Source organism: Streptomyces minutiscleroticus (assembly GCF_014650875.1).
GTDB classification, from domain to species: Bacteria; Actinomycetota; Actinomycetes; order Streptomycetales; family Streptomycetaceae; genus Streptomyces; species Streptomyces minutiscleroticus.
On sequence record NZ_BMVU01000043.1, the window covers coordinates 19,592 to 38,955 of the forward strand.

Sequence of the window (19,364 nt, forward strand, 5' to 3'; positions counted from 1 at the left end):
AGTCCCCGCCGTGTCCCGTCGCCGGTCCGTTCCCACCGCGGCCCTCGCCGCCGGCACGTCGCCGGCGGCAGGCCCGCCCGGCGCCGCTTCACGGTGGTCCGAAGGCGGAACGCGACGGCTTGACGACTGATCCGTCCTCTTCGACGCCACCGGCGTGCGCAACCGGGGAGCACCCCCCGGAGCCCGGGAGCCGGACACGGCTCCCGGGCTCCGCCACGTCCGGCCGGTGACACCGTCTTACGGTGCCGGTGACACCGTTGCGCGGTGCCGACGGCCCTCCACGCCCGGTGCCGATGGGCCCCTCGTCCGGTGCCGGTGACACCGTCGTACGGGGGCCGGCGCCTGCGCATCGGGCGGCGGTGGCGCGCACCCCGGCACATCGGGCGGGGCGACGGTCCGGCGCGCCGGCGGCCCGGTGCGCCGGGCCGCACCGGACGGTGGGTGGTCTCAGCCCGCCTCGGCCCGCCCCCCGCCGTACAGCACGCGGCGCACGCCCTCGTACGTGACCCCGTGGTCCGCCAGGGCCTCGGCGGGAACGCCGGGCCGGGCGGCCAGGGAGAGGAGGAGGTGCTCGGCGCCGATGTGCCGGTCGTGGTGGGCCAGGGCGTTGCGCAGGGCGCCCGTGAGGACGTCCTTGGCGCCGCGGGCGAACGGGCGGTGCCCGGTGCCGAGTCCGGGCCACCGGCTCCGGCCGCCGCGTCCGGCCGTCCGGGCACCGGTCAGCGCACCGGCGCCGTGCGCCTCCTCGACCCGCGCGACGATCTCCGAGAGGTCGATGCCGAGGCCGGAGAGCGCGTCGGCGTCGGCACGGGACAGGCCGCCGCGCCGCCGTGCCTCGGACAGCGCCCGCGCCACGGACTTCCTGCCGTCCTCGCCGAGTCCGAGCGCGTCCAGGGCGAAGGACGCCCGGTCCGCGCGGCGGTCGAGGAGGGCGAGCAGCAGATGCTGTTCCTCGACCTTCCCTGCCTCCGTCCGCTCGGCGTGGGCGACCGCGCCCACGACGACGGCGCGGGCGTCCTCGGTGAACCGTTCGAACATCACTGCCTCCCGTACTTCTTGTGCACGGCCTGCCTGCTGACGCCCAGTTCCGCGGCGATCTCCTGCCACGACCAGCCCTGTTCGCGCGCGCTGCGCACCTGTACCGCCTCGAGCTGTTCGAGCAGCCGCCGCAGTGCGGAGACGGCCCGCAGGCCGATCCGCGGATCGCGGTCGCCCGCCCGCTCGGCGAGATCCGTCGCTTCGGTCATGTTGTCAACCTAGATTGACGAGCGCGGAGTGTCAACCCTGGTTGACGTGTGCGGTGTCCGGCCGTGGGTGCGGTGACGGATGCGTTGACATGTGCAGCGTCAGTCGCAATCCTGTGAGAGCGCTCTTTCAACGATGTAAATACCCGCGCCGAAGCGGAGGGAACGGAGGAACCGAACGGCCGGGGCCGCTCCCCCCACCCCTCCGACGCGACCCCGACCAGACGCCGTCCCCGCACCGGCCTGTCGTCCCGCGGGCCCGGCGTCGAAGCGGAGGCCAACCATGGATCGGGACCCATGAAGCTTTCTCGTTGTCTTTCCGGCGCCGCCGCCCTCGTCCTGTCCGGCGTCCTCGCCCTGGTGATGTCCCTGTCGTCCGCCGGGCCCGCCCGGGCGGGCCAGACGAGCCTGCGGGCCGCGGACCCGAGCGTGCTCCGGGTCGGCGGCACCTACATCTCGGTGCAGTCGACCGGCGGCGGCATCGCCGTACGGCAGGCCCCCTCGACGGACGCCCTGGCCTCGGCCCCGGCCCGGCAGGTCTGGTCCGACACCCGCAACCTCGGTGAGGTGTGGGCCCCGGAGATCGTGCGGGACGGCGGCCGCTACCACATCTACTTCTCGGCCGGCCGCGGATCGGCCCACCGGATGTACGTGATCAGCTCGGCGAGCCCGGACAGCGGGTACACGGCCGAGACGAAGCTGGCCCTGCCGGACGACAAGTGGGCCATCGACGGAACCCTGTTCACCTTCAACGGGCAGCGCTGGTTCGTCTGGTCGGGCTGGGCCGGCGACACCAACGTGGAGCAGAACCTCTACATCGCCCGGATGAGCAGCCCGACCACGCCGACCGGCGCCCGGTACGTCATCTCGCAGCCGCGGGAGAGCTGGGAGCGGGTGGTGGGCAACCCGTACATCAACGAGGGGCCCGAGCCCATCAAGGACCCGAACGGGCAGCTGCACATCGTGTACTCCGCCAACGGCAGCTGGAGCGACCAGTACTGCCTGGCCGACCTCAGGCTGCGGGCCGGCGGCGACCCGACGTACGTGTGGGACTGGTACAAGTCCAACGGCTGCCTGTTCGGCTCCAACCGTGCGACGATGATGTCCGGCTGGGACCCGACGCTGAACGTCAACGGCCCCGGACACCACACCTTCGTCCTGCTCGACGGCGACATCGCCACGAGCCCGCCCGCCGGACCGAGGTTCCCCCTGATGTACCACGCGGTCCCGAAGGGGACGCCGTACGCGTGGGAGAACCGGTACTGGTACACCGGCACGTTCTGCTGGTGGGGCAACACCACCTACAGCCGTGCCAACGTCCCCGGCCCCAACACCGACACGGGCTGGAGCCTGAAGTTCTTCGAGTAGGGACGGCAGGCCGCGCGGTACGCGCCGGGTGAACACCGTTCGCCGCCGCCGCGCAGGGGGACGGCCCTCAGCGCGCCAGCCGCGCGACGCCTCCCGCCTCCAGGGCCGCCCAGAGCGCGCCGTCCGGGCCGACGGCGATGCCGTGCGGTTCGGACGCGGGGGAGGGCAGGCCGTACTCGGTGATGCCGCCGGCGGCGGTGACGCGCCCGATGCGGCCGGCGCCCCACTCGGTGAACCAGCACTCCCCGGCGGAGGCCGCGGTGATGGCGTGCGGCCGGGCCGTGCGGTCGGGCAGGGGGAACTCCTCGACGGCGCCGGAGGCGGCGATCCTGCCGATCTGACCGGCGCCGATCTCGACGAACCACACGGCCTCCCCGTCGCAGGCGATGCCCACCGGCGCGGCACCGGGAGTGGGCAGGGGGTGGAGGGTGACGTCGCCGTCGGTGGTGATGCGGCCGATCGCGTTCGCCTGGTTGAGGGTGAACCACAGCGCCCCGTCGGGGCCGGCGGCGACGGCCGAGGGGAAGCCGCCCTCGGTGGGCAGGGGGAACTCGGTGACCTCGCCTTCGACGGTGATGCGGCCGATCCGGTCGGTGTGCATCTGGGTGAACCACAGCGCGTCGTCCGGACCGGCGGTGATGCCGTAGGGACCGCTCCCGGGCGTCGGGGTGCGGAAGGCGGTGGTCTCGCCGTCGGGTGTGATGCGGCCGATGCTGTGATCGCCGGAGCGGGTGAACCACAGCGCCCCGTCGGGCCCGGGAGCGATGACCGTCGGCCGGCAGTCCGGCGAGTCCAGGGGATACGTGGTGAGGGAGCCGTCGAGGGCGAGCCGCGCGATCCGTCCGGCGTGGACGAGGGTGAGCCACAGCGCGCCGTCGGGCCCGGCGGTGATGCCGTAGGGCCCCTCGGCCTCCCGTGCCACGGGGAACTCCTCGACGGACGGGGTTTCGGAACGGGGCACTGGGTCTCCTTTGCCGGGAAGTGAGGACGGCCGCCGAGGGCCGGTCGGTTCCGCCGTGGCGGCGGTGTGTCCGCGGTGCGGCCGTCCGCTCCCACCGCCCGGGTACGGACGGTGGGAGCGGACGGTGGGAGCGGACGGATGCCGGGCGGGTCCCGGTCAGGCGCCGACGTAGGCCGCGAGGTGTTCGCCGGTCAGGGTGGAGCGGGCGGCGACGAGGTCGGCGGGGGTGCCCTCGAAGACGATCCGGCCGCCGTCGTGACCGGCGCCGGGGCCGAGGTCGATGATCCAGTCGGCGTGCGCCATCACCGCCTGGTGGTGCTCGACGACGATGACCGACCTGCCGGAGTCCACGAGCCGGTCGAGCAGACCGAGCAGCTGCTCGACGTCGGCGAGGTGGAGACCGGCGGTCGGCTCGTCGAGCACGAGGACGGGGCCGTCGCCGCCCTTGTCGCCCATGTGCGTGGCCAGCTTCAGCCGCTGCCGCTCGCCGCCGGACAGGGTGGTGAGCGGCTGGCCGAGGCTGAGGTAGCCGAGCCCGACGTCGGCCAGCCGCCGCAGGATCCTGTGGGCCGCCGGGGTGCGCGCCTCGCCGGCGCCGAAGAACTCCTCGGCCTCGGTCACCGACATGGCCAGCACCTCGCTGATGTCGCGTCCGCCGAGGCGGTGCTCCAGGACGGCCGCCTGGAACCGCTTGCCCTCGCACTCCTCGCAGGTCGTGGCGACGCCGGCCATCATCGCCAGGTCGGTGTAGACGACGCCGACGCCGTTGCAGGTGGGGCAGGCGCCCTCGGAGTTGGCGCTGAACAGCGCGGGTTTCACACCGTTGGCCTTGGCGAACGCCTTGCGGACCGGGTCGAGCAGCCCGGTGTACGTCGCCGGGTTGCTCCGCCGCGAGCCGCGGATCGGGCTCTGGTCGACCGGGACCACACCCTCCTCCGCGGGGATCGACCCGTGCACGAGCGAGCTCTTGCCGGACCCCGCGACGCCGGTGACGACGGTCAGCACGCCGAGCGGGATGTCGACGTCGACCCCCTGCAGGTTGTGCGTCGTCGCGCCGCGGACCGGGAGCCGGCCGGTGGCGGTGCGCACCGTCTCCTTGAGGGAGGCCCGGTCGTCGAAGTGGCGGCCGGTGAGGGTGTCGCTGGTCCGCAGCCCCTCGACGGTGCCCTCGAAGCAGACGGTGCCGCCCGCCGTGCCGGCCCCGGGCCCGAGGTCGACGACGTGGTCGGCGATCGCGATCGTCTCCGGCTTGTGCTCCACGACGAGCACCGTGTTGCCCTTGTCGCGCAGCCGCAGCAGCAGGTCGTTCATCCGCTGGACGTCATGGGGGTGCAGGCCCGTGGTGGGCTCGTCGAAGACGTAGGTGACGTCGGTGAGCGAGGAGCCGAGGTGGCGGATCAGCTTCACGCGCTGCGCCTCGCCGCCCGACAGTGTGCCCGCGGGCCGGTCGAGCGAGAGGTAGCCGAGACCGATCCCGACGAACGAGTCGAGGGTCTGCTGCAACGCGGTGAGCAGCGGTGCCACCATGGCGTAGCCCCTGTTCGAGGAGGCCGGGGAGGGCTCGGTGAGGCCGCGTACCCAGCCGGCCAGGTCGCGGATCTCCATCGCGCAGGCGTCGGCGATGCCGATGCCCTCGATCTTCGACGACCGGGCCCCCTCGCTGAGCCGCGTGCCGTCGCACCCGGGGCAGGTGGTGAAGGTGACCGCCCGGTCCACGAACGCCCGGACGTGCGGCTGCATCGACTCTCTGTCCTTGGACAGGAACGACTTCTGGATCTTGGGGATCAGCCCCTCGTAGGTGAGGTTGACACCGTTGACCTTCACCTTGGTGGGCTCGCGGTGGAGGAAGTCCCGCATCTCCTGCTCGGTGTACTCGCGGATCGGCTTGTGCGGGTCCAGGAAGCCCGACTGGGCGTAGACCCCCACGGTCCACACGTTGTCCGACTTCCAGCCGGGGATGGTGAAGGCGCCCTCGGCGATCGACCTGGAGTCGTCGTAGAGCTGCGTGAGGTCGATGTCGGAGACCGTGCCCCGGCCCTCGCAGCGCGTGCACATGCCGCCGGTGCGGGTGAAGGTCGCCTTCACCGCCTTCTTGGCGCCGCGCTCCACCGTGATCGCGCCGCTCGCGCGGACCGAGGCGGTGTTGAAGGAGTACGCGCTGGGCGGGCCGATGTGCGGCTCGCCGAGCCGGCTGAAGAGGATGCGCAGCATGGCGTTGGCGTCGGTGGCGGTGCCGACCGTGGAGCGCGGGTCGGCGCCCATCCGCTGCTGGTCGACGACGATCGCGGTGGTCAGCCCGTCGAGCACGTCGACCTCGGGCCGCGCCGGGGTGGGCATGAAGCCCTGCACGAAGGCGCTGTAGGTCTCGTTGATCAGCCGTTGCGACTCCGCGGCGATCGTGTTGAACACCAGCGAGCTCTTGCCCGAACCGGAGACGCCGGTGAAGACCGTCAGCCTTCGCTTGGGGATCTCGATGCTGACGTCCTTGAGGTTGTTCTCGCGCGCGCCGTGCACACGGATCACGTCGTGGACGTCGGCGGCGTGCGGCGCGGGCGACTGCGTGTCCGGCTTCTCGGCCCTGCTCATCGTCTCTCCATCTGTCGGTCGGGGCCGCCCCCTGCGGCCCCCGTCGGCGTCGTACGGCCCGGTACGACCCGGCTTTCCGGCGCTGGTGCGCCCGGTCCCCGCCTCCGCGCTTCTCCGGTGGTGCGGCACGCCGGTGCGGCTCGGCGCCTCGGGACACCGGGCGGAACCCGTCGAGGGCCCGCGTCACGAGGCGCCGGGTGAAGCGCTACGGGCCGCCGACGAGGTCGCGGAACACACGGCCCTCGTCGCGGACCCCGCGTCCGTGCACGTCGCGTTCGGGTCCGGGCGCGTCGCGGTGGAGGCCGATCGCCGCGTCACGGCCTGCGGCGGCGGAACACCGGGAAAGGGTGATGTCCATGCCGGTCACGCTACGGTGTGGGCGGCGGGACCGGCTTCTCCATTTCTGACCGGCCGCGTATGGACCTTGGCCACGCACGCCGGGAGGGCGGCGCCGTCGTCGTGGCGCCGGGCCCGGTAGGCGCTCGGGCTCTCGCCGACCAGCTCGCTGAAGCGGGAGCTGAACGACCCCAGCGACGTACAGCCCACGGCGAAGCAGACCTCGGTCACCGTGAGGTCGCCGCGCCGCAGCAGGGCCTTGGCGCGCTCGATGCGACGGGTCATCAGATAGCTGTACGGCGTCTCACCGAAGGCGGCGCGGAAGCTGCGGGAGAAGTGCCCCGGCGACATCAGGGCGTCGCGCGCCAGCGCCGGGACGTCGAGCGGCTCGGTGTAGTCGCGGTCCATCCGGTCGCGGGCCCGCCGCAGCCGGACGAGGTCGTCGAGGCTCTGTCGTCTCACCGGCTCAGTTTTTCACAGCACAGGGGGCCGACGCCGGGAAAAGGACGACCTCCGGGCGGTGCGACAGCGGCACCGGACGGCACCTGCCGGGAACCCTGTGACACCGTGTCAGTCCGCCCGGCCCCGCAGGGCGCCGATCACCTCGCCGAAGGCGTCCATGTACGGCTCCAGCACGGTGATGTACGTGAACCCGTACCGCTCGCGGTGGGCGTGCAGGCGCTCCGCGATCTCCTTGACCGTGCCCACGAGCAGGATCGGGTGGTCCAGCAGGTCCTCGACGGTCATGTACGGCAGATGCCGCCGCAGCTCCCGGGCGGCGGCCTCCCGGTCCTCGGTGACGACCACCTGCTGGACCAGGAGGTTCAGTTCCGGGTCGGTCCCGTACTCCGCGCACAGCCGGCGGGCCAGCGCCACCCGCTCCTGGAGTTCCCCCGCGCCGATCGCGCGCAGTCCCCCGGTCCCCCGGTCGGCGCGCGCCGAGGTGAAGGCGACGGTCTGGGCGCGCCGCGCCGCGAGCCGCAGGACCCTGTCCCCGTTGCCCCCGACGAGCAGGGGCGGCCGCGGCCGCTGGACGGGCCCGGGCTCGTGGGACTCGTCGGGCAGCAGCCGGTCGAGGGCCTCCACCGCGGCCTCCAGGCGCCGGAAGCGGCTGCCGGGGGTGCCGAACTCCACTCCCGCCGCCTCGAACTCCTCGCGCACGTACCCGGCTCCCAGGCCCACCTCCAGGCGGCCGCCGGTCAGCCGGTCGGTGGTCGCGACCTCGCGTGCGAGCAGGGCCGGGTTCCAGAAGGCGGCGTTGAGGACGAAGGTGCCGAGGCGGACGTGCTCGGTGACGTGCGCCGCGGCGACCAGGGACGGGAACGGGGCCGGCCACCCGAGGTGGTCGGGGACGTGGACGATGTCGTACCCCAGCTCTTCCGCCCGGCGGCATTTCGCGGCCCATTCGCTGTCGGACGCCGGCTGCAGAAGGTTGACTCCGAACCTGAACTCCCGGGGCATCGGGTCCCCCTGACGTCGTGAGAGGACGGATGGCGACCGCGCCGACGCTACCAACCGGAGCGCGGCTTCAGCAGACCGCCGATCTCCGCGCCCGAGCCGCCGCCGTCGCCGTCGTCGTCACGGTCGTCGCTGTCGCCGTCGGGCGCCGGCCGCGTCCCACTGCGGCCCCCGGTCCGCCCGTCCCGCCCTCGGTGCTCGTCCAGCCGCCGGTCCGTCCGTTCAGCCGCCCGCGGTCACGGCCTTGAGTTCGTCCAGCGTCTCTCGCATCACCTGCGCCATCTCGCGTGTCTCGGCGTCCGCGATCCAGCGCTCGAAGCCGACCTTGAAGACGGCGACCCCGGCCTCGGCGGTCAGACTCGCCGCCGGCTCCGCCACGCCGCGCCGGCGCAGGGTGTCGGCGAGCGCGGCCGACAGCGAGGAGAGCTTGATCAGTTCGCGCTCCAGGAGCTCCGCGTTCGCCACGATCACGGCCTGGCGCCTGCGTGCGTGCGCGCGGCGCTCGGTGAACAGCCCGGAGGCCGCGTCCAGGGCCGCCGCCAGTACGTCGATCGGTGCCGCGGACGGCGGGGCGTCGGTGACCGCCTGCACGAACCGCTCCCGCAGTTCGTCGGAGCCGCCGAACAGCACCTCGCGCTTGTCGGCGTAGTGCCGGAAGAAGGTCCGCTCCGTCAGCCCGGCCCGTCTGGCGATCTCCGCCACGGTGGTCTGCTCGTACCCGTGCTCGCTGTAGAGCTGCAACGCCGCCTCCGCCAGGCGCCCGCGCGCGTTCGGCTCCCATCTGCCCATGCGCAGATCCTACGTGATGACAGTGACTGACATCGAGTGTTAGGTTGATGGCAGTCACTGACATCAACAGTCTGGGGTCTTCCCATGCGCATTTTCGTGACCGGCGCGTCCGGCTGGATCGGCTCCGCCGTCGTGCCCGAGCTCATCGACGCGGGGCACCGGGTCGTCGGGCTCGCCCGCTCCGGGGCCTCCGCCGCCGCGCTCACCGCGGCGGGGGCGGAGGTGGTCCGCGGCACCGTCGACGACCTCGACGTCCTGCGGGACACGGCCGCCGCGTCGGACGGTGTGATCCACCTCGCCTTCAAACACGACATCGCCTTCAGCGGTGACTTCCAGGGCGCCGCCGAGGCCGACCGCCGCGCCGTCGACGCCTTCGGCGACGCGCTCGCCGGCACCGGCCGCCCCTTCGTCATCGCCTCCGGTGTGGTCGGCCTCGCGCCCGGACGCGTGACGACCGAGCGGGACAGGGCCGAGGCCGACGTTTCGCCGGCCTCGCTCCGGGAGGCCACCGCGGAGGCGGCGCTCGCCCTCGCCTCGCGCGGCGTGCGCTCGTCCGTGGTGCGGCTCTCGCCGACCTGCCACGGCGAGGGGGACAACGGGTTCATGGCGGCCCTGGTCGCCACGGCCCGCGACAAGGGCGTCTCCGGCTACCTCGGCGACGGCGCCAACCGCTGGCCGGCCGTGCACCGCCTCGACGCGGCCCGGCTGTTCCGCCTGGCGGTCGAGAAGGCCCCGGCCGGATCGGTGCTGCACGGCGTCGCGGAGGAGGGCATCCGGCTCCGGGACATCGCCGAGGTGATCGGCCGGCACCTCGGCGTGCCGGTGGCCTCCGTGGCCCCCGAGGCCGCGGCCGGGCACTTCACCTGGCTCGTCGGCTTCCTCGGCGTCGACGCCGCGGCGTCGAGCGCCCTCACCCGCGAACTGCTGGACTGGGAGCCGGTCCACCCGGGCCTCGTCGAGGACCTCGACAAGGGGCACTACTTCCGGGCGCCCGCCGCCACCGCCTGAGCGGTCGTAAGGACGCCGCCCGGGCGGTGCGCCCGCCGTTTTGCGCGGGCGGTGCGGACGGTGTCCTCGCCGGTGGGTCCGCACCCCCGCGTACGCGCCTCGGCCGGACCGTCACCCGGCGGCCGCGTGCACCCGCGCACCCGGGGGAGCGCGGGTGGCGGAGCGCGGAGAGGGTCACGAGGCGCTGTGGTCCCGCGTCCGCCTGCGGTCGCGCAGCCGTACCGCCACGTACGCCACGAGAGCGACGGCCGTCAGGACCAGTACGGCCTTGGAGAAGATCCCCGCGTAGGTCTCCACCGTCTGCCACCGGTCGCCCAGCCAGTAGCCGGCCAGCACCAGGACGGAGTTCCAGATCAGGCTGCCGAGGGCGGTCAGTACGAGGAACACCGGCAGGGGCATGCGCTCCACCCCGGCGGGGACGGAGACGAGGCTGCGGAAGACCGGCACCATGCGGCCGAAGAAGACCGCCTTGGTGCCGTGCTTCGCGAACCACTTCTCCGTGCGGTCCAGGTCGGAGGTCTTCACCAGCGGCAGCTTCGCCCAGACCGCGTGCATGCGGTCACGGCCGAGGAGCATGCCGATCCAGTACAGGACCGCGGCTCCCGCGACCGAGCCGAGCGTGGTCCAGAACAGCGCCGAGCCCAGGGTGAGGACGCCCTGCCCGGCGGCGAACCCGGTCAGCGGCAGGACCACCTCGCTCGGCAGCGGCGGGAAGAGGTTCTCCAGCGCGATGGCCAGACCGGCCCCGGGACCGCCCATGGTCTCGACGAGGTCGGTGGCCCACCCCGCGATGCCGTCCGCAGGCTTCTGCGACAGGGACATGGGCGTGGCATGCATATGAGTCTCCAAGCTGGCGGGTCGGTCCCCGGGCACGGGATCCGGCTACCCCGCAAACTAGGGAATGCAGCTCAAGCCCAGCTGAAGATCATCGTCCGGGTCCGGGTCAGGTGCCGCGCCCGCCGGACGGGGCCCTCCGGCCGTCGGGAACCGGCGGGTGCGTGCGGCGGACGTCCGTCAGCCGGCGTCCCCCAGCGCCGTGGCGCGGTCCCCTTCGTCCCACCGGACCTGGAGGACCCGTACGACGGCGTCGCGGTCTATCGGCCCGAACACATGGGGGAACAGGACGCTTTCGGCGACGCCCGGCGGCGGGGCGGGGGCCGCCGCCTCCCACTCCACCCGGGACGTGAGCCGGTCCTCGTCTATCAGGAGGACCCGCAGCGGCCTGGGCGCGTCGCGGTAGAAGGCGTTCACCACGGCCAGGGTGGTCGCCTCGTCCGGGGAGCAGTGGACGAAGCCCTCCTTTGCGAGGGAGGCGGGCGCGTAGGCCCGGTCGGGGCGGGAGCCCCAGTCGCCGAGCGGCACAGCGTGGTAGATCATGCGCTCGTTATACCTCTGGAGGGAAGCCCGTGTCCGGGCCGGTGTGGCGGTGCCGGCGGACGCGGCGGGGGCGGTATACGTCCTGAAGGGCGTCTTGCCCCGGCGGGGCACCTCGTCCCGGCGGGGCGCTTCGTCCCGGAGTGGCGCCCCGCCGGTCCACCGCTACCGCCACCGCCGGAGCAGCCCGTGACACCTCGTCCGCCGCGGCACCCGGGCCTGGCCGGCGGGCCGGTCCACCTCGACCACGACGCCACCACCCCGGTCGACCCGCGCGTCGTCGGGGCGATGCTGCCCCACCTCACCGAGTTCTTCGGCAACCCCTCCAGCGCCCACCCCTACGGCGACCGGCCGCGCGCCGCGCTCGCGACGGCCCGCGAGCAGGTGGCCGCCCTGCTCGGGGCCCGTCCGCACGAGATCGTCCTCACCGGCTCCGGCTCCGAGGCCGACCTGCTCGCGCTGCGCGGGGCCGTCCTCGCCGCCGGCCGCCCGCGCCCGCACGTGATCACCCAGGCCACGGAGCACCCCGCCGTGCTCGCCACCTGCCGCATGCTGCGGCGCCTGCACGGAGTACGGGTGACGGTGCTGCCCGTGAGCCGTGACGGGCTGGTCGACCCGGCCGCGCTGGAGCGGGCCCTGCCCCGCCGGGGAGCGGCTGCCCAACACCCTGAACGTGAGCATCGACGGCGTCGTCGGGCGCGACCTCCTCGCCGCCGCGCCCGGTGTCGCCGCCTCCACCGGATCGGCCTGCCGCAGCGGCGTTTTCACGCCCTCGCCCGTGCTGACCGCCATGGGCATGGACAGCGCCCGGGCGCTGGGCGCCCTGCGGCTGTCGCTGGGGCGCTGGAGCACCCCGCGGGACGTCGCCACGGCCGCCCGTCTCCTCACCGCGGCCGTCATCGGTGACGCGGTGCCCGCTGCGGGAGGCCGGTGACCGCCGCGCCGCCGGGCGCCCGGACGGCGTCCGTCCGCGGGGTGCGCGGTGCTCAGCCGAAGGGCACGGTGACGCAGGCCAGACGTGCCCCGGCCGTGCCCGCGTGGCCGCGGTGGGTCTGGGTGGCGTGCTCGTGGACGACCAGTGAGCCGGCCCCCTTGCTGCGGAAGCGCCAGTCGACCGTGGTCATGGCACCGCCCATCCCGTGGCCGTTCGTGGTGAAGTCGAGCCACACCTCGTTCCTGGCGTTGGCGTACGCGGGGTCCACCGAGGGCTGAACGGGGTCCATGACGTTCTGGTAGTGCGGACCCGCGTCCTCGGGCTTCGCCCCGCACGGCTTCGTGTGGACGTGGGCGCCGTAGGTGCGGTTGCGCTCCAGGCCCGCCACGCCGAGGACGACGGTGGTCGTGCCGTCCGGGTGCGGCAGCCCCACCACCGCGACGTGGCTGCCCCGCGGGACGGAGGCCGGGTCGTAGGTCACGGCGGTCCTCGGCGAGGAGCCGAAGTGCTCGTGGGCGATCACGACCTGGCCGGCCGGGACCGAGCCTCCGGCCGGGACCGAACCTCCGGCCGGGACCGAGCCTCCGGCCGGCACGGCCGCCACCGCCATCGTCAGGAACGTTGCCGCGAGTACGGACATCAGGGCTCCCTCGTCGCCAGGAACTCTCGTGCCTGCTACGGACCCTCGCGCTCTGGCGGCCCCGGCGCCACCGCATATCGAGCCATGCCGCCCGGCCGGCCCGCGGCGTGCGGGAACGGCCGGTTCCGCCCGCCGCGGGCGCTCGGCGCCGGCCGCCGACGGACCGGGCGGCCGGGCCGGGGCGGCCACGGCCGGCAGGGGGCTACGTCCCGCTCCGGGCCGGGGCGGGCGGCCAGGTGCCGGGATCCAGGAGCCCCTCCGCGTAGGCGCGGGCGACGAGTGCGGTTTTGCCGGTCACGCCCCAGCGGCGGGACAGCCGCTTGAGGTGGTAGTTGACACCGTCCACGGTGAGGCCGACCGCCGCGGCGGTCCGCGCGGTGGTGGCCCCGCCGGCGGTGAGGGCGAGGATGCGCGCCTCGACGGGGTGCACGTCGGCGCGGGGAAGGGGGCACGCGGGCTCGGGCGGGGGAGCCGGTTCGGCGGCCCGCAGCATGAGCAGCAGGTGCGGGAGGTCGGCGGAGGTGTCGCCGACCGGTTCGACGGTCATCTCCCCGTGGCGTTCGGCCCCGGCGGCGTCGGTCCACCGTACGGCGACGGGGTAGCGGGAGCGCCGGTGCAGCCGGATCGCGTCCAGGAGCGGGCCGAGCTGCTGCTTGGTCTCCAGGTGGAACAGGTCCAGGATGTCCCGTCCCCGCAGGGGGCCGGCCAGCGTGCCCCACTCGGCGGCCAGGGCGACGTTGGCCCGTACGACGGTGCCGTCCGCGCGGCAGACGGCCGCGGGCAGCGGCAGCCGGTCGAACAGCCCGGTGGCCGCGTTGCGCCAGAAGACCGCCGCGCGGCTGTCCGGCGCGGGCGCGTCGGCGGACGGGGGTGCGCTCTGCCGGTGCTCCGGGTGTTCCACGGTGTCCTTCCTGCCGGTGGCGGTCCGCCGCGACCTGCCGCCTCCTTGCCGCCGGAGTGGACCGGGGAGGGGAAAAGCAAGCCCGTACGAGGTGTGTTCACTACACATCTAAGTAGTGCGGGGTGCGGGAGGGCCACTCGCGCGGCGGGAGGCTGGGGGAGCCGCCGGATCCCGGCGGCCGCCGCAGTGACCTTCTCCGACCCCGAGGAGACCCCCATGACCGAGGTCGTCCCCCCACCGCACAGCGCGTTCGGCGACAGCGTGCCCGTCGTGGACCTGTCCGGCCACGTGTCCGCCGGCGCGCCCGTCCTGGACAGGATGGAGCGGTCCGCACGGCTCGGACCCGTCTTCGTCCAGCGCTTCCACGGCCACGACACCCTCGTCGTCGGGGGCCTCGACCTCGTCACGGAGCTGGCGGACGAGGAGCGGTTCGCGAAGTCGGTCGGGCCCGCGCTGGTGAACGTGCGCGAGTTCGCCGGGGACGGCCTGTTCACCGCGTACAACGACGAGCCGAACTGGGCCAGGGCGCACGATCTGCTGATGCCCGCCTTCGCGCTCGGCTCGATGCGCCGCTACCACCCGGTGATGCTGCGGGTCGCCCGCCGGCTGATCGCGGCATGGGACCGGAAGGCCGCCGCGGGCACCCCGGTGGACGTGCCCGAGGACATGACGCGGATGACCCTGGACACCATCGGACTGGCCGGGTTCGGCTTCGACTTCGGCTCCTTCGACAGCGACGAGCCCCACCCGTTCGTCGCGGCGATGGTGCGGTGCCTGGACTGGTCGATGGCGCGGCTGACCCGTGGGCCGGGCGAGGACCGCACGGAGGCCGACCGGGCGTTCCGCGCCGACGCCGCCCACCTCGCCTCGGTGGTCGACGAGGTCGTCGCCGCGCGGACGGCGGCACCCGACCCCGGCGCCGAGGACCTGCTGCAGCTGATGCTGACGGCCCGTCACCCGGGCGACGGCGCCACCCTGTCGGCGGAGAACATCCGCAACCAGGTCATCACCTTCCTGATCGCCGGGCACGAGACGACCTCGGGCACCCTGGCCTTCGCCCTGTACTTCCTGTCGCAGCACCCCGAGGTGCTGCACCGGGTGCAGCGGGAGGCGGACGAGCTGTGGGGGGACGTCGCCGACCCGGAGCCGACCTTCGAGGACGTGGGCCGGCTGCGCTACACCCGCCAGGTCCTCGACGAGACCCTGCGGCTGTGGCCGACCGCCCCCGCCTTCAGCCGCGAGGCCCGCGAGGACACCCTGCTCGGCGGCCGCATCCCGCTGCGGGCCGGGCAGTCCGTGATGGTGTCGACCCCGGCGCTGCACCGCGACCCGGTGTGGGGCGACAACCCGCACCTGTTCGACCCCTCGCGCTTCGACCCGGAGCGGGAGGCGGCACGCTCCCCGCACGCGTTCAAGCCCTTCGGTACCGGCGAACGCGCCTGCATCGGGCGGCAGTTCGCGCTGCACGAGGCCACCATGCTGCTGGGCATGCTGGTCCACCGCTACCGGCTGGTCGACCACGCCCGCTACCGGCTGGACGTCAAACAGACCCTCACCATCAAGCCCGACGGCCTCACCCTGACCCTGCTGCCGCGCACCGTCCGCGCCGCGCGGCGCACCGAGGGCACCGGCCCGGCGGCGTCCGCCTCCCCCTCCGCGCCGCCCGCCCGCGTCCTGCCGGGCACGGGCCTGCTCGTGCTGCACGGCTCCAACTACGGCACCTGCCGCGAGCTGGGCGAACAGCTCGCCGTCGCAGCGGGCGACCTGGGCTGCGACACGGAGGTCGCCCCGCTCGACGCGTACGCGGACGGCCTGCCGACCGACCGGCCCGTGGTCGTCGCCGCGGCGTCCTACAACGGGCGGCCCACGGACGACGCGGCGCGCTTCGTCCGCGCGATCGAGGAGGCCGGGCCGGGCGCGATGGACGGTGTCACCTACGCCGTCCTGGGCGTCGGCGACCGCAACTGGGCCGCCACCTACCAGCGCGTCCCCACCCTCATCGACGAACGGCTGGCGCGGCTGGGCGGCACCCGGCTGCTGGAGCGGGCCGAGGGCGACGCCTCCGGGGACCTGTCCGGCGCCGTGCGGGAGTTCACCGGCCGGCTGGGCGAGGCGCTGCTGCGCCACGCCGGCGACCCGGACGCCGCCGGCGCCGCCGCACCGCGGCAGGACGGCCCCGCGTACGCCGTCACCGAGGTCGCCGGCGGCCCGCTGGACGCGCTCGCCGCCCGCCACGGGCTGGTCCCGGTGACCGTCACCGAGACCCGCGGCCTCACCGACCCGGCCCACCCGCGGGTCAAGCGGCTCGTCCGCGTGGCGCTGCCCGAGGGCGTCGCCTACCGCACCGGCGACCACCTCGCCGTCCTGCCCGCCAACGCCCCCGGCCTCGTCGAGCGCGCGGCCCGCGTCCTGGGCGCCGACCCGGGGACGGTGCTGAACATCGTGCCGAACGGCGCCCGCCGCGGCGCCCTCGCCGTGGACCGGCCGGTGACCGTGCGCGAGCTGCTCACCCACCACGTGGAGCTCCAGGACCGTCCGACCGCCGGTCAGCTGGAACTGCTGGCCCGGCTCGACCCCTGCCCGCCGGAGCAGCGTGCCCTGCAGGCCCTCGCCGCCGCCCCGGACGACGACGCGCGCACCCTCCTGGACCTGATCGAGGACCACCCGGCGCTGCGCGAGGTCCTCACCTGGCCCGTCCTGCTCGACCTGCTGCCCGCGATCAGGCCCCGGACGTACTCGATCTCGTCCTCGCCCGCCGACGCGCCCGGCCACGCCGACCTGATGGTCTCGCTGCTGCGCTCGCCCGCCCGCTCCGGCCGCGGTACGCGCGTGGGCACCGGGTCCGGCCACCTGGCCGCCGTACGCCCCGGGGACGTCGTGCTCGCGCGCGTCCGGCCCTGCCGCGAGGCGTTCCGCGTCACGCACGACGGGACTCCGGTGATCATGGTCGCGGCGGGCACGGGACTCGCGCCCTTCCGCGGGGCGATCGCCGACCGCCGCGCGCTGGTGGAGTCGGGCGCCCGCCTCGGCGAGGCGCTGTGCTACTTCGGCTGCCAGGACCCCGAGGCGGACTACCTGCACGCCGACGAGCTGCGCGCCGCCGAGCGGGCCGGCGCGGTCTCGATGCGGCCCGTCTTCAGCGGGGCCCCGCGCGGCGGTCTGCGCTTCGTGCAGCACCGCATCGCCGCCGAGGCCGCCGAGGTGTGGCGGCTGCTGGCGGCCGGGGCGAGGGTCCACGTGTGCGGCGACGGCCGCCACATGGCGCCGGGCGTCCGCGCCGCCTTCCGCGACCTGTACCGGAAGCACACGCCAGGCGCCGACGGGACGGCCGCGGCCGACTGGCTCAACGGGCTGATGGAGTGCGGACGGTACGTCGAGGACGTCTACGCCGGCTGAGACGTGCACGCCGGCCGGCGCGCGCCCTTGTGGCCCCGCGCCCGCGCCGTCGCCCCTCCGCCGGCCGGTGGCGGAGTGACGGCGGTGCGGGGGAAACGTGAAGGAACGCGGGGCGGCGGAGAAACTTTCCTGTGCCACCGATCCGCGGGCCGGGGCGGCGACGGATCATCCATGGTTCGAGGGCGTCGTCGAAGGGCGCCACTCGACGACGGACACCGCGACTTCGGTGAAGGGGCAGGAGAATGGCAGGCACAACGGGCGAGGACGTCCGCGTACGCCCGGAAGGCGGCGGGCAGGCCGCGGACGCCCCGCCGGTGGACGGCGCCTCGGCCGGAACCGTCGCCCGGGTGGGCGCCCCGGGCGGTGACGCCGGGGGCACGGACGCGGGTGCGACGGACAGCGGTGCCGGGGGCGCGGGCGCCCCGTCCGCGGCTGTCCCGGCCGCGGACGCCTCACCTGCGGCTGTCTCGGCCGCGGACGCTCCGTCCGGTGGGGACGGCCGCGTCCCGGCGAGCGGTGCCGACGCTGCGGACGGTGCCGCTCCGTCGAGTGACGCGGCGGGCGGCGTCGAGCCGGCGGGCGACACGGCGGTGTTCGTCGACCCCAGCGGCCGTCGGCTGAGCCGGATGCGCCGGGTGGGCCGGCTCGTGGCGGCCGGGTGCGTGTGCGCGGGCGCGACGCTGGGCCTGGCCGTCACCGGCGGGGACTCCACCGCCCCCTGGCTGCGGATACCCGGACCGACCCGGGACGACGGCCGGGACCGGAGCCCGGGGGAGGAGCGGGCGCCGGTGCCCGAGGAGTCGGTCCTCGCGGCCGCCGGCGGCCCCTCGGCCGCTGCCGGGCAGGCGCCGGACCTGCGGCGGACCGAGGTCGCCGCGGAGACGGCCGCCGGCCCGCCGGACGCGGGCGGCACGGCCGACGCGTCCGCCGGGGCGCCCGCCACGAGCGCTTCCCCGGGGGCCGGCGGCCCCCGGGAGTCCGCCGCGAGCAGCGGGGGAGCGACCGCCGCGCGGCCGGACGGCGGGGCGTCCACCGGGACGGAGCAGGGAACGGGGGCCGAGCCGAGCGGCGCCGCTCCGTCGTCGTCCTCGCAGGCCCCGGCCGGCCCCTCCCCGGACGAGACCTCCGGCGGCGGTCTCCTCGGCGGGATCGCGGACGCGCTCTCCGGCCTCCTGGGCGGATAGCCGGCGGCGCCGGGACCCCGCGCCGCCGCACCGGGGGAGTCCTCCCGGCCGGCCGCGCCCTCTGCGCACCCGTACGGCCGAGTACGGGCTTGCCGACCTGACGTATACGTCCCGGTATGCGTACCGGTCGTCGTGGCGGCGCGTGTTCGGGGGCGGAGGGCGCGAGGATCGATGGATGGGTGTTCTGCTGCCGGTCCTCTTCGCGTTCGTCGCCGCGTTCAGCAACGCGCTGGCCACCGTGCTCCAGCGGCGGGCCGCGCTGAGCGTGCCCCAGACGAAGGGGTTCCGCCCGGGACTCGTCGTCGACCTGCTGCGGCGGCCGGTCTGGCTCGCCGGGATGCTGGCCGTCGTCGTCGCCGGGGCCGGGCAGGCGGCGGCCCTGGCGACAGGACCGCTGTCACTGGTCCAGCCGCTGTTCGTGCTCGAACTCCCCCTGGCGCTGCTCCTGGCCTCCCTGATGGTCCGGCGCGGGCTGCCCCGGGTGCTGTGGGCGGCCGTGGCCGCGGTGGTCGCCGGACTCGGTCTGGCGCTGGCGGCGGCCGCGCCGGACGGCGGCGACGCGTACGTGTCCGTCGCACGCTGGGTACCGGCGCTGGCGGTCGCCGCGGCCGCGACGCTGCTGCTGACCGGGGCCGGGCTGAAGCGGCCGGAGGGCAAGGCCCGCGCCGGCTGCCTCGGCGCGGCCACCGCTGTCTGCTACGCGCTGACGGCCGCCCTGATGAAGGACGCCATGAACGCCCTGGACACCGACGGGGTGGCCGGCTTCCTCACCGCGTGGGAGACGTACGCGTTCGCCGTCGCCGGTGTCTGCGCGGTGCTCCTGCTGGAGCACGCCATGCAGGGCGGCCCCCTGGTCGCCTCCCAGCCGGCCCTCACCCTCGGGGACGCGACGGTGAGCCTGCTGCTCGGCATGGCCCTCTACGGTGAGCGAGTGCGCACGGGCTGGTGGTTCCTGCCCCAGCTGCTCGGCGTCGCCCTGATCGTCGTGGGCGTCCTCACCCTGGCCCGGCGCGGGGTCGACCTCAGGACCGGGCGGTGAGGGAGCGCGCACCCCCGACCGTCGTATGCCCACGCGGTCCGGACCCCCCGCGACGGCCGGCCCACGCGCCGTGACCGCCGGCGGGGTCTGCCGACCCGAGGGGCGTTTGGCGTCGTGACGCGGAGGGACTCGGTCACCGCGCGGTG

The 19,364-nt window shown here is 74.9% G+C and carries 18 protein-coding genes and 1 pseudogene; 7 read left to right on the forward strand and 12 right to left on the reverse strand.

Annotated elements, in window-relative coordinates:
- Nucleotides 1-447 precede the first annotated feature (447 nt).
- Both IE271_RS30475 and IE271_RS30480 read right to left on the reverse strand, forming a co-directional pair.
- Complete coding sequence (locus tag IE271_RS30475; RefSeq protein WP_190193699.1) at nt 448-1,038, reverse strand: Clp protease N-terminal domain-containing protein; 591 nt, start codon at nt 1,036-1,038, stop codon at nt 448-450.
- Complete coding sequence (locus IE271_RS30480; protein WP_190193700.1) at nt 1,038-1,247, reverse strand: helix-turn-helix domain-containing protein; 210 nt, start codon at nt 1,245-1,247, stop codon at nt 1,038-1,040. The genes IE271_RS30475 and IE271_RS30480 overlap by 1 nt, the downstream gene beginning before the upstream one ends.
- A gap of 294 nt (nt 1,248-1,541) precedes the next feature.
- Between IE271_RS30480 and IE271_RS30485 the strand changes: the two genes are divergently transcribed.
- Nucleotides 1,542-2,612: a glycoside hydrolase family 43 protein gene (locus tag IE271_RS30485; RefSeq protein ID WP_190193701.1), complete on the forward strand. Its 1,071-nt coding sequence runs from the start codon at nt 1,542-1,544 to the stop codon at nt 2,610-2,612.
- A 67-nt stretch (nt 2,613-2,679) separates the two neighbouring features.
- Here IE271_RS30485 and IE271_RS30490 read toward each other — a convergent pair whose 3' ends face one another.
- The 6 genes from IE271_RS30490 to IE271_RS30515 all read right to left on the reverse strand — a co-directional run bounded on the left by IE271_RS30490 (nt 2,680) and on the right by IE271_RS30515 (nt 8,742).
- Complete coding sequence (locus tag IE271_RS30490) at nt 2,680-3,573, reverse strand: Vgb family protein (protein ID WP_190193702.1); 894 nt, start codon at nt 3,571-3,573, stop codon at nt 2,680-2,682.
- Nucleotides 3,574-3,729: 156 nt separating this feature from the next.
- Complete coding sequence (locus IE271_RS30495; RefSeq protein ID WP_190193703.1) at nt 3,730-6,159, reverse strand: ATP-binding cassette domain-containing protein; 2,430 nt, start codon at nt 6,157-6,159, stop codon at nt 3,730-3,732.
- A gap of 205 nt (nt 6,160-6,364) precedes the next feature.
- Entirely contained in the window at nt 6,365-6,517 is a 153-nt protein-coding gene (locus tag IE271_RS30500; protein ID WP_190193704.1) for a hypothetical protein, read from the reverse strand.
- A 5-nt stretch (nt 6,518-6,522) separates the two neighbouring features.
- Nucleotides 6,523-6,957, reverse strand: a complete 435-nt coding sequence (locus tag IE271_RS30505) for a helix-turn-helix transcriptional regulator (protein WP_190193705.1) — start codon at nt 6,955-6,957, stop codon at nt 6,523-6,525.
- A gap of 108 nt (nt 6,958-7,065) precedes the next feature.
- Complete coding sequence (locus tag IE271_RS30510; RefSeq protein WP_190193706.1) at nt 7,066-7,956, reverse strand: LLM class F420-dependent oxidoreductase; 891 nt, start codon at nt 7,954-7,956, stop codon at nt 7,066-7,068.
- A 219-nt stretch (nt 7,957-8,175) separates the two neighbouring features.
- A complete protein-coding gene (locus IE271_RS30515; RefSeq protein ID WP_190193707.1) occupies nt 8,176-8,742 on the reverse strand; it encodes a TetR/AcrR family transcriptional regulator in 567 nt (188 codons plus the stop codon).
- A gap of 84 nt (nt 8,743-8,826) precedes the next feature.
- On the opposite strand from IE271_RS30515, the gene IE271_RS30520 reads away from it, so the two are divergent.
- Nucleotides 8,827-9,750: an SDR family oxidoreductase gene (locus IE271_RS30520; protein ID WP_190193708.1), complete on the forward strand. Its 924-nt coding sequence runs from the start codon at nt 8,827-8,829 to the stop codon at nt 9,748-9,750.
- Between the two features lie 174 nt (nt 9,751-9,924).
- Here the strand turns inward: IE271_RS30520 and IE271_RS30525 are convergent, their stop codons facing one another.
- Together IE271_RS30525 and IE271_RS30530 are read right to left on the reverse strand one after the other, a co-directional pair.
- On the reverse strand, nt 9,925-10,572 hold the full coding sequence (locus tag IE271_RS30525) for a DedA family protein (protein WP_373308866.1): 648 nt from the start codon (nt 10,570-10,572) through the stop codon (nt 9,925-9,927).
- Between the two features lie 192 nt (nt 10,573-10,764).
- On the reverse strand, nt 10,765-11,127 hold the full coding sequence (locus tag IE271_RS30530) for a DUF952 domain-containing protein (RefSeq protein ID WP_190193710.1): 363 nt from the start codon (nt 11,125-11,127) through the stop codon (nt 10,765-10,767).
- 285 nt (nt 11,128-11,412) lie between these two features.
- On the opposite strand from IE271_RS30530, the pseudogene IE271_RS42430 reads away from it, so the two are divergent.
- Nucleotides 11,413-11,703, forward strand: a pseudogene (locus tag IE271_RS42430) (aminotransferase class V-fold PLP-dependent enzyme); the annotation flags it as partial.
- A 94-nt stretch (nt 11,704-11,797) separates the two neighbouring features.
- Nucleotides 11,798-12,058 (forward strand): hypothetical protein, encoded by a 261-nt coding sequence (locus IE271_RS42435; RefSeq protein ID WP_229919654.1) that lies wholly within the window; start codon nt 11,798-11,800, stop codon nt 12,056-12,058.
- A 52-nt stretch (nt 12,059-12,110) separates the two neighbouring features.
- On the opposite strand, the gene IE271_RS30540 is transcribed toward IE271_RS42435, so the two are convergent.
- Nucleotides 12,111-12,698 (reverse strand): superoxide dismutase family protein, encoded by a 588-nt coding sequence (locus tag IE271_RS30540; RefSeq protein WP_229919646.1) that lies wholly within the window; start codon nt 12,696-12,698, stop codon nt 12,111-12,113.
- 202 nt (nt 12,699-12,900) lie between these two features.
- On the reverse strand, nt 12,901-13,599 hold the full coding sequence (locus IE271_RS30545; RefSeq protein WP_308435226.1) for a nitrogen regulation protein NR(II): 699 nt from the start codon (nt 13,597-13,599) through the stop codon (nt 12,901-12,903).
- 216 nt (nt 13,600-13,815) lie between these two features.
- Between IE271_RS30545 and IE271_RS30550 the strand changes: the two genes are divergently transcribed.
- The 3 genes from IE271_RS30550 (at nt 13,816) to IE271_RS30560 (ending at nt 19,218) form a co-directional block, all read left to right on the forward strand.
- A complete protein-coding gene (locus IE271_RS30550; protein WP_190193711.1) occupies nt 13,816-16,995 on the forward strand; it encodes a cytochrome P450 in 3,180 nt (1,059 codons plus the stop codon).
- A 242-nt stretch (nt 16,996-17,237) separates the two neighbouring features.
- Complete coding sequence (locus IE271_RS30555; RefSeq protein ID WP_190193712.1) at nt 17,238-18,179, forward strand: hypothetical protein; 942 nt, start codon at nt 17,238-17,240, stop codon at nt 18,177-18,179.
- Between the two features lie 175 nt (nt 18,180-18,354).
- The gene (locus tag IE271_RS30560) at nt 18,355-19,218 is read left to right on the forward strand and encodes a DMT family transporter (RefSeq protein WP_190193713.1); all 864 of its coding nucleotides are present in this window, start codon (nt 18,355-18,357) and stop codon (nt 19,216-19,218) included.
- The last annotated feature ends 146 nt before the right edge of the window (nt 19,219-19,364 follow it).

Bases quoted from the DNA above. Each gene is read 5' to 3' on its own strand.
- IE271_RS30540 (WP_229919646.1), bottom strand. From the start codon at position 12,698: ATGTCCGTACTCGCGGCAACGTTCCTGACGATGGCGGTGGCGGCCGTG.
- IE271_RS30560 (WP_190193713.1), top strand. From the start codon at position 18,355: ATGGGTGTTCTGCTGCCGGTCCTCTTCGCGTTCGTCGCCGCGTTCAGC.
- IE271_RS30485 (WP_190193701.1), top strand. From the start codon at position 1,542: ATGAAGCTTTCTCGTTGTCTTTCCGGCGCCGCCGCCCTCGTCCTGTCC.
- IE271_RS30495 (WP_190193703.1), bottom strand. From the start codon at position 6,159: ATGAGCAGGGCCGAGAAGCCGGACACGCAGTCGCCCGCGCCGCACGCC.
- IE271_RS30480 (WP_190193700.1), bottom strand. From the start codon at position 1,247: ATGACCGAAGCGACGGATCTCGCCGAGCGGGCGGGCGACCGCGATCCG.
- IE271_RS30520 (WP_190193708.1), top strand. From the start codon at position 8,827: ATGCGCATTTTCGTGACCGGCGCGTCCGGCTGGATCGGCTCCGCCGTC.
- IE271_RS30550 (WP_190193711.1), top strand. From the start codon at position 13,816: ATGACCGAGGTCGTCCCCCCACCGCACAGCGCGTTCGGCGACAGCGTG.
- IE271_RS30515 (WP_190193707.1), bottom strand. From the start codon at position 8,742: ATGGGCAGATGGGAGCCGAACGCGCGCGGGCGCCTGGCGGAGGCGGCG.
- IE271_RS30525 (WP_373308866.1), bottom strand. From the start codon at position 10,572: ATGTCCCTGTCGCAGAAGCCTGCGGACGGCATCGCGGGGTGGGCCACC.
- IE271_RS30500 (WP_190193704.1), bottom strand. From the start codon at position 6,517: ATGGACATCACCCTTTCCCGGTGTTCCGCCGCCGCAGGCCGTGACGCG.
- IE271_RS30475 (WP_190193699.1), bottom strand. From the start codon at position 1,038: ATGTTCGAACGGTTCACCGAGGACGCCCGCGCCGTCGTCGTGGGCGCG.
- IE271_RS30510 (WP_190193706.1), bottom strand. From the start codon at position 7,956: ATGCCCCGGGAGTTCAGGTTCGGAGTCAACCTTCTGCAGCCGGCGTCC.
- IE271_RS30555 (WP_190193712.1), top strand. From the start codon at position 17,238: ATGGCAGGCACAACGGGCGAGGACGTCCGCGTACGCCCGGAAGGCGGC.
- IE271_RS30530 (WP_190193710.1), bottom strand. From the start codon at position 11,127: ATGATCTACCACGCTGTGCCGCTCGGCGACTGGGGCTCCCGCCCCGAC.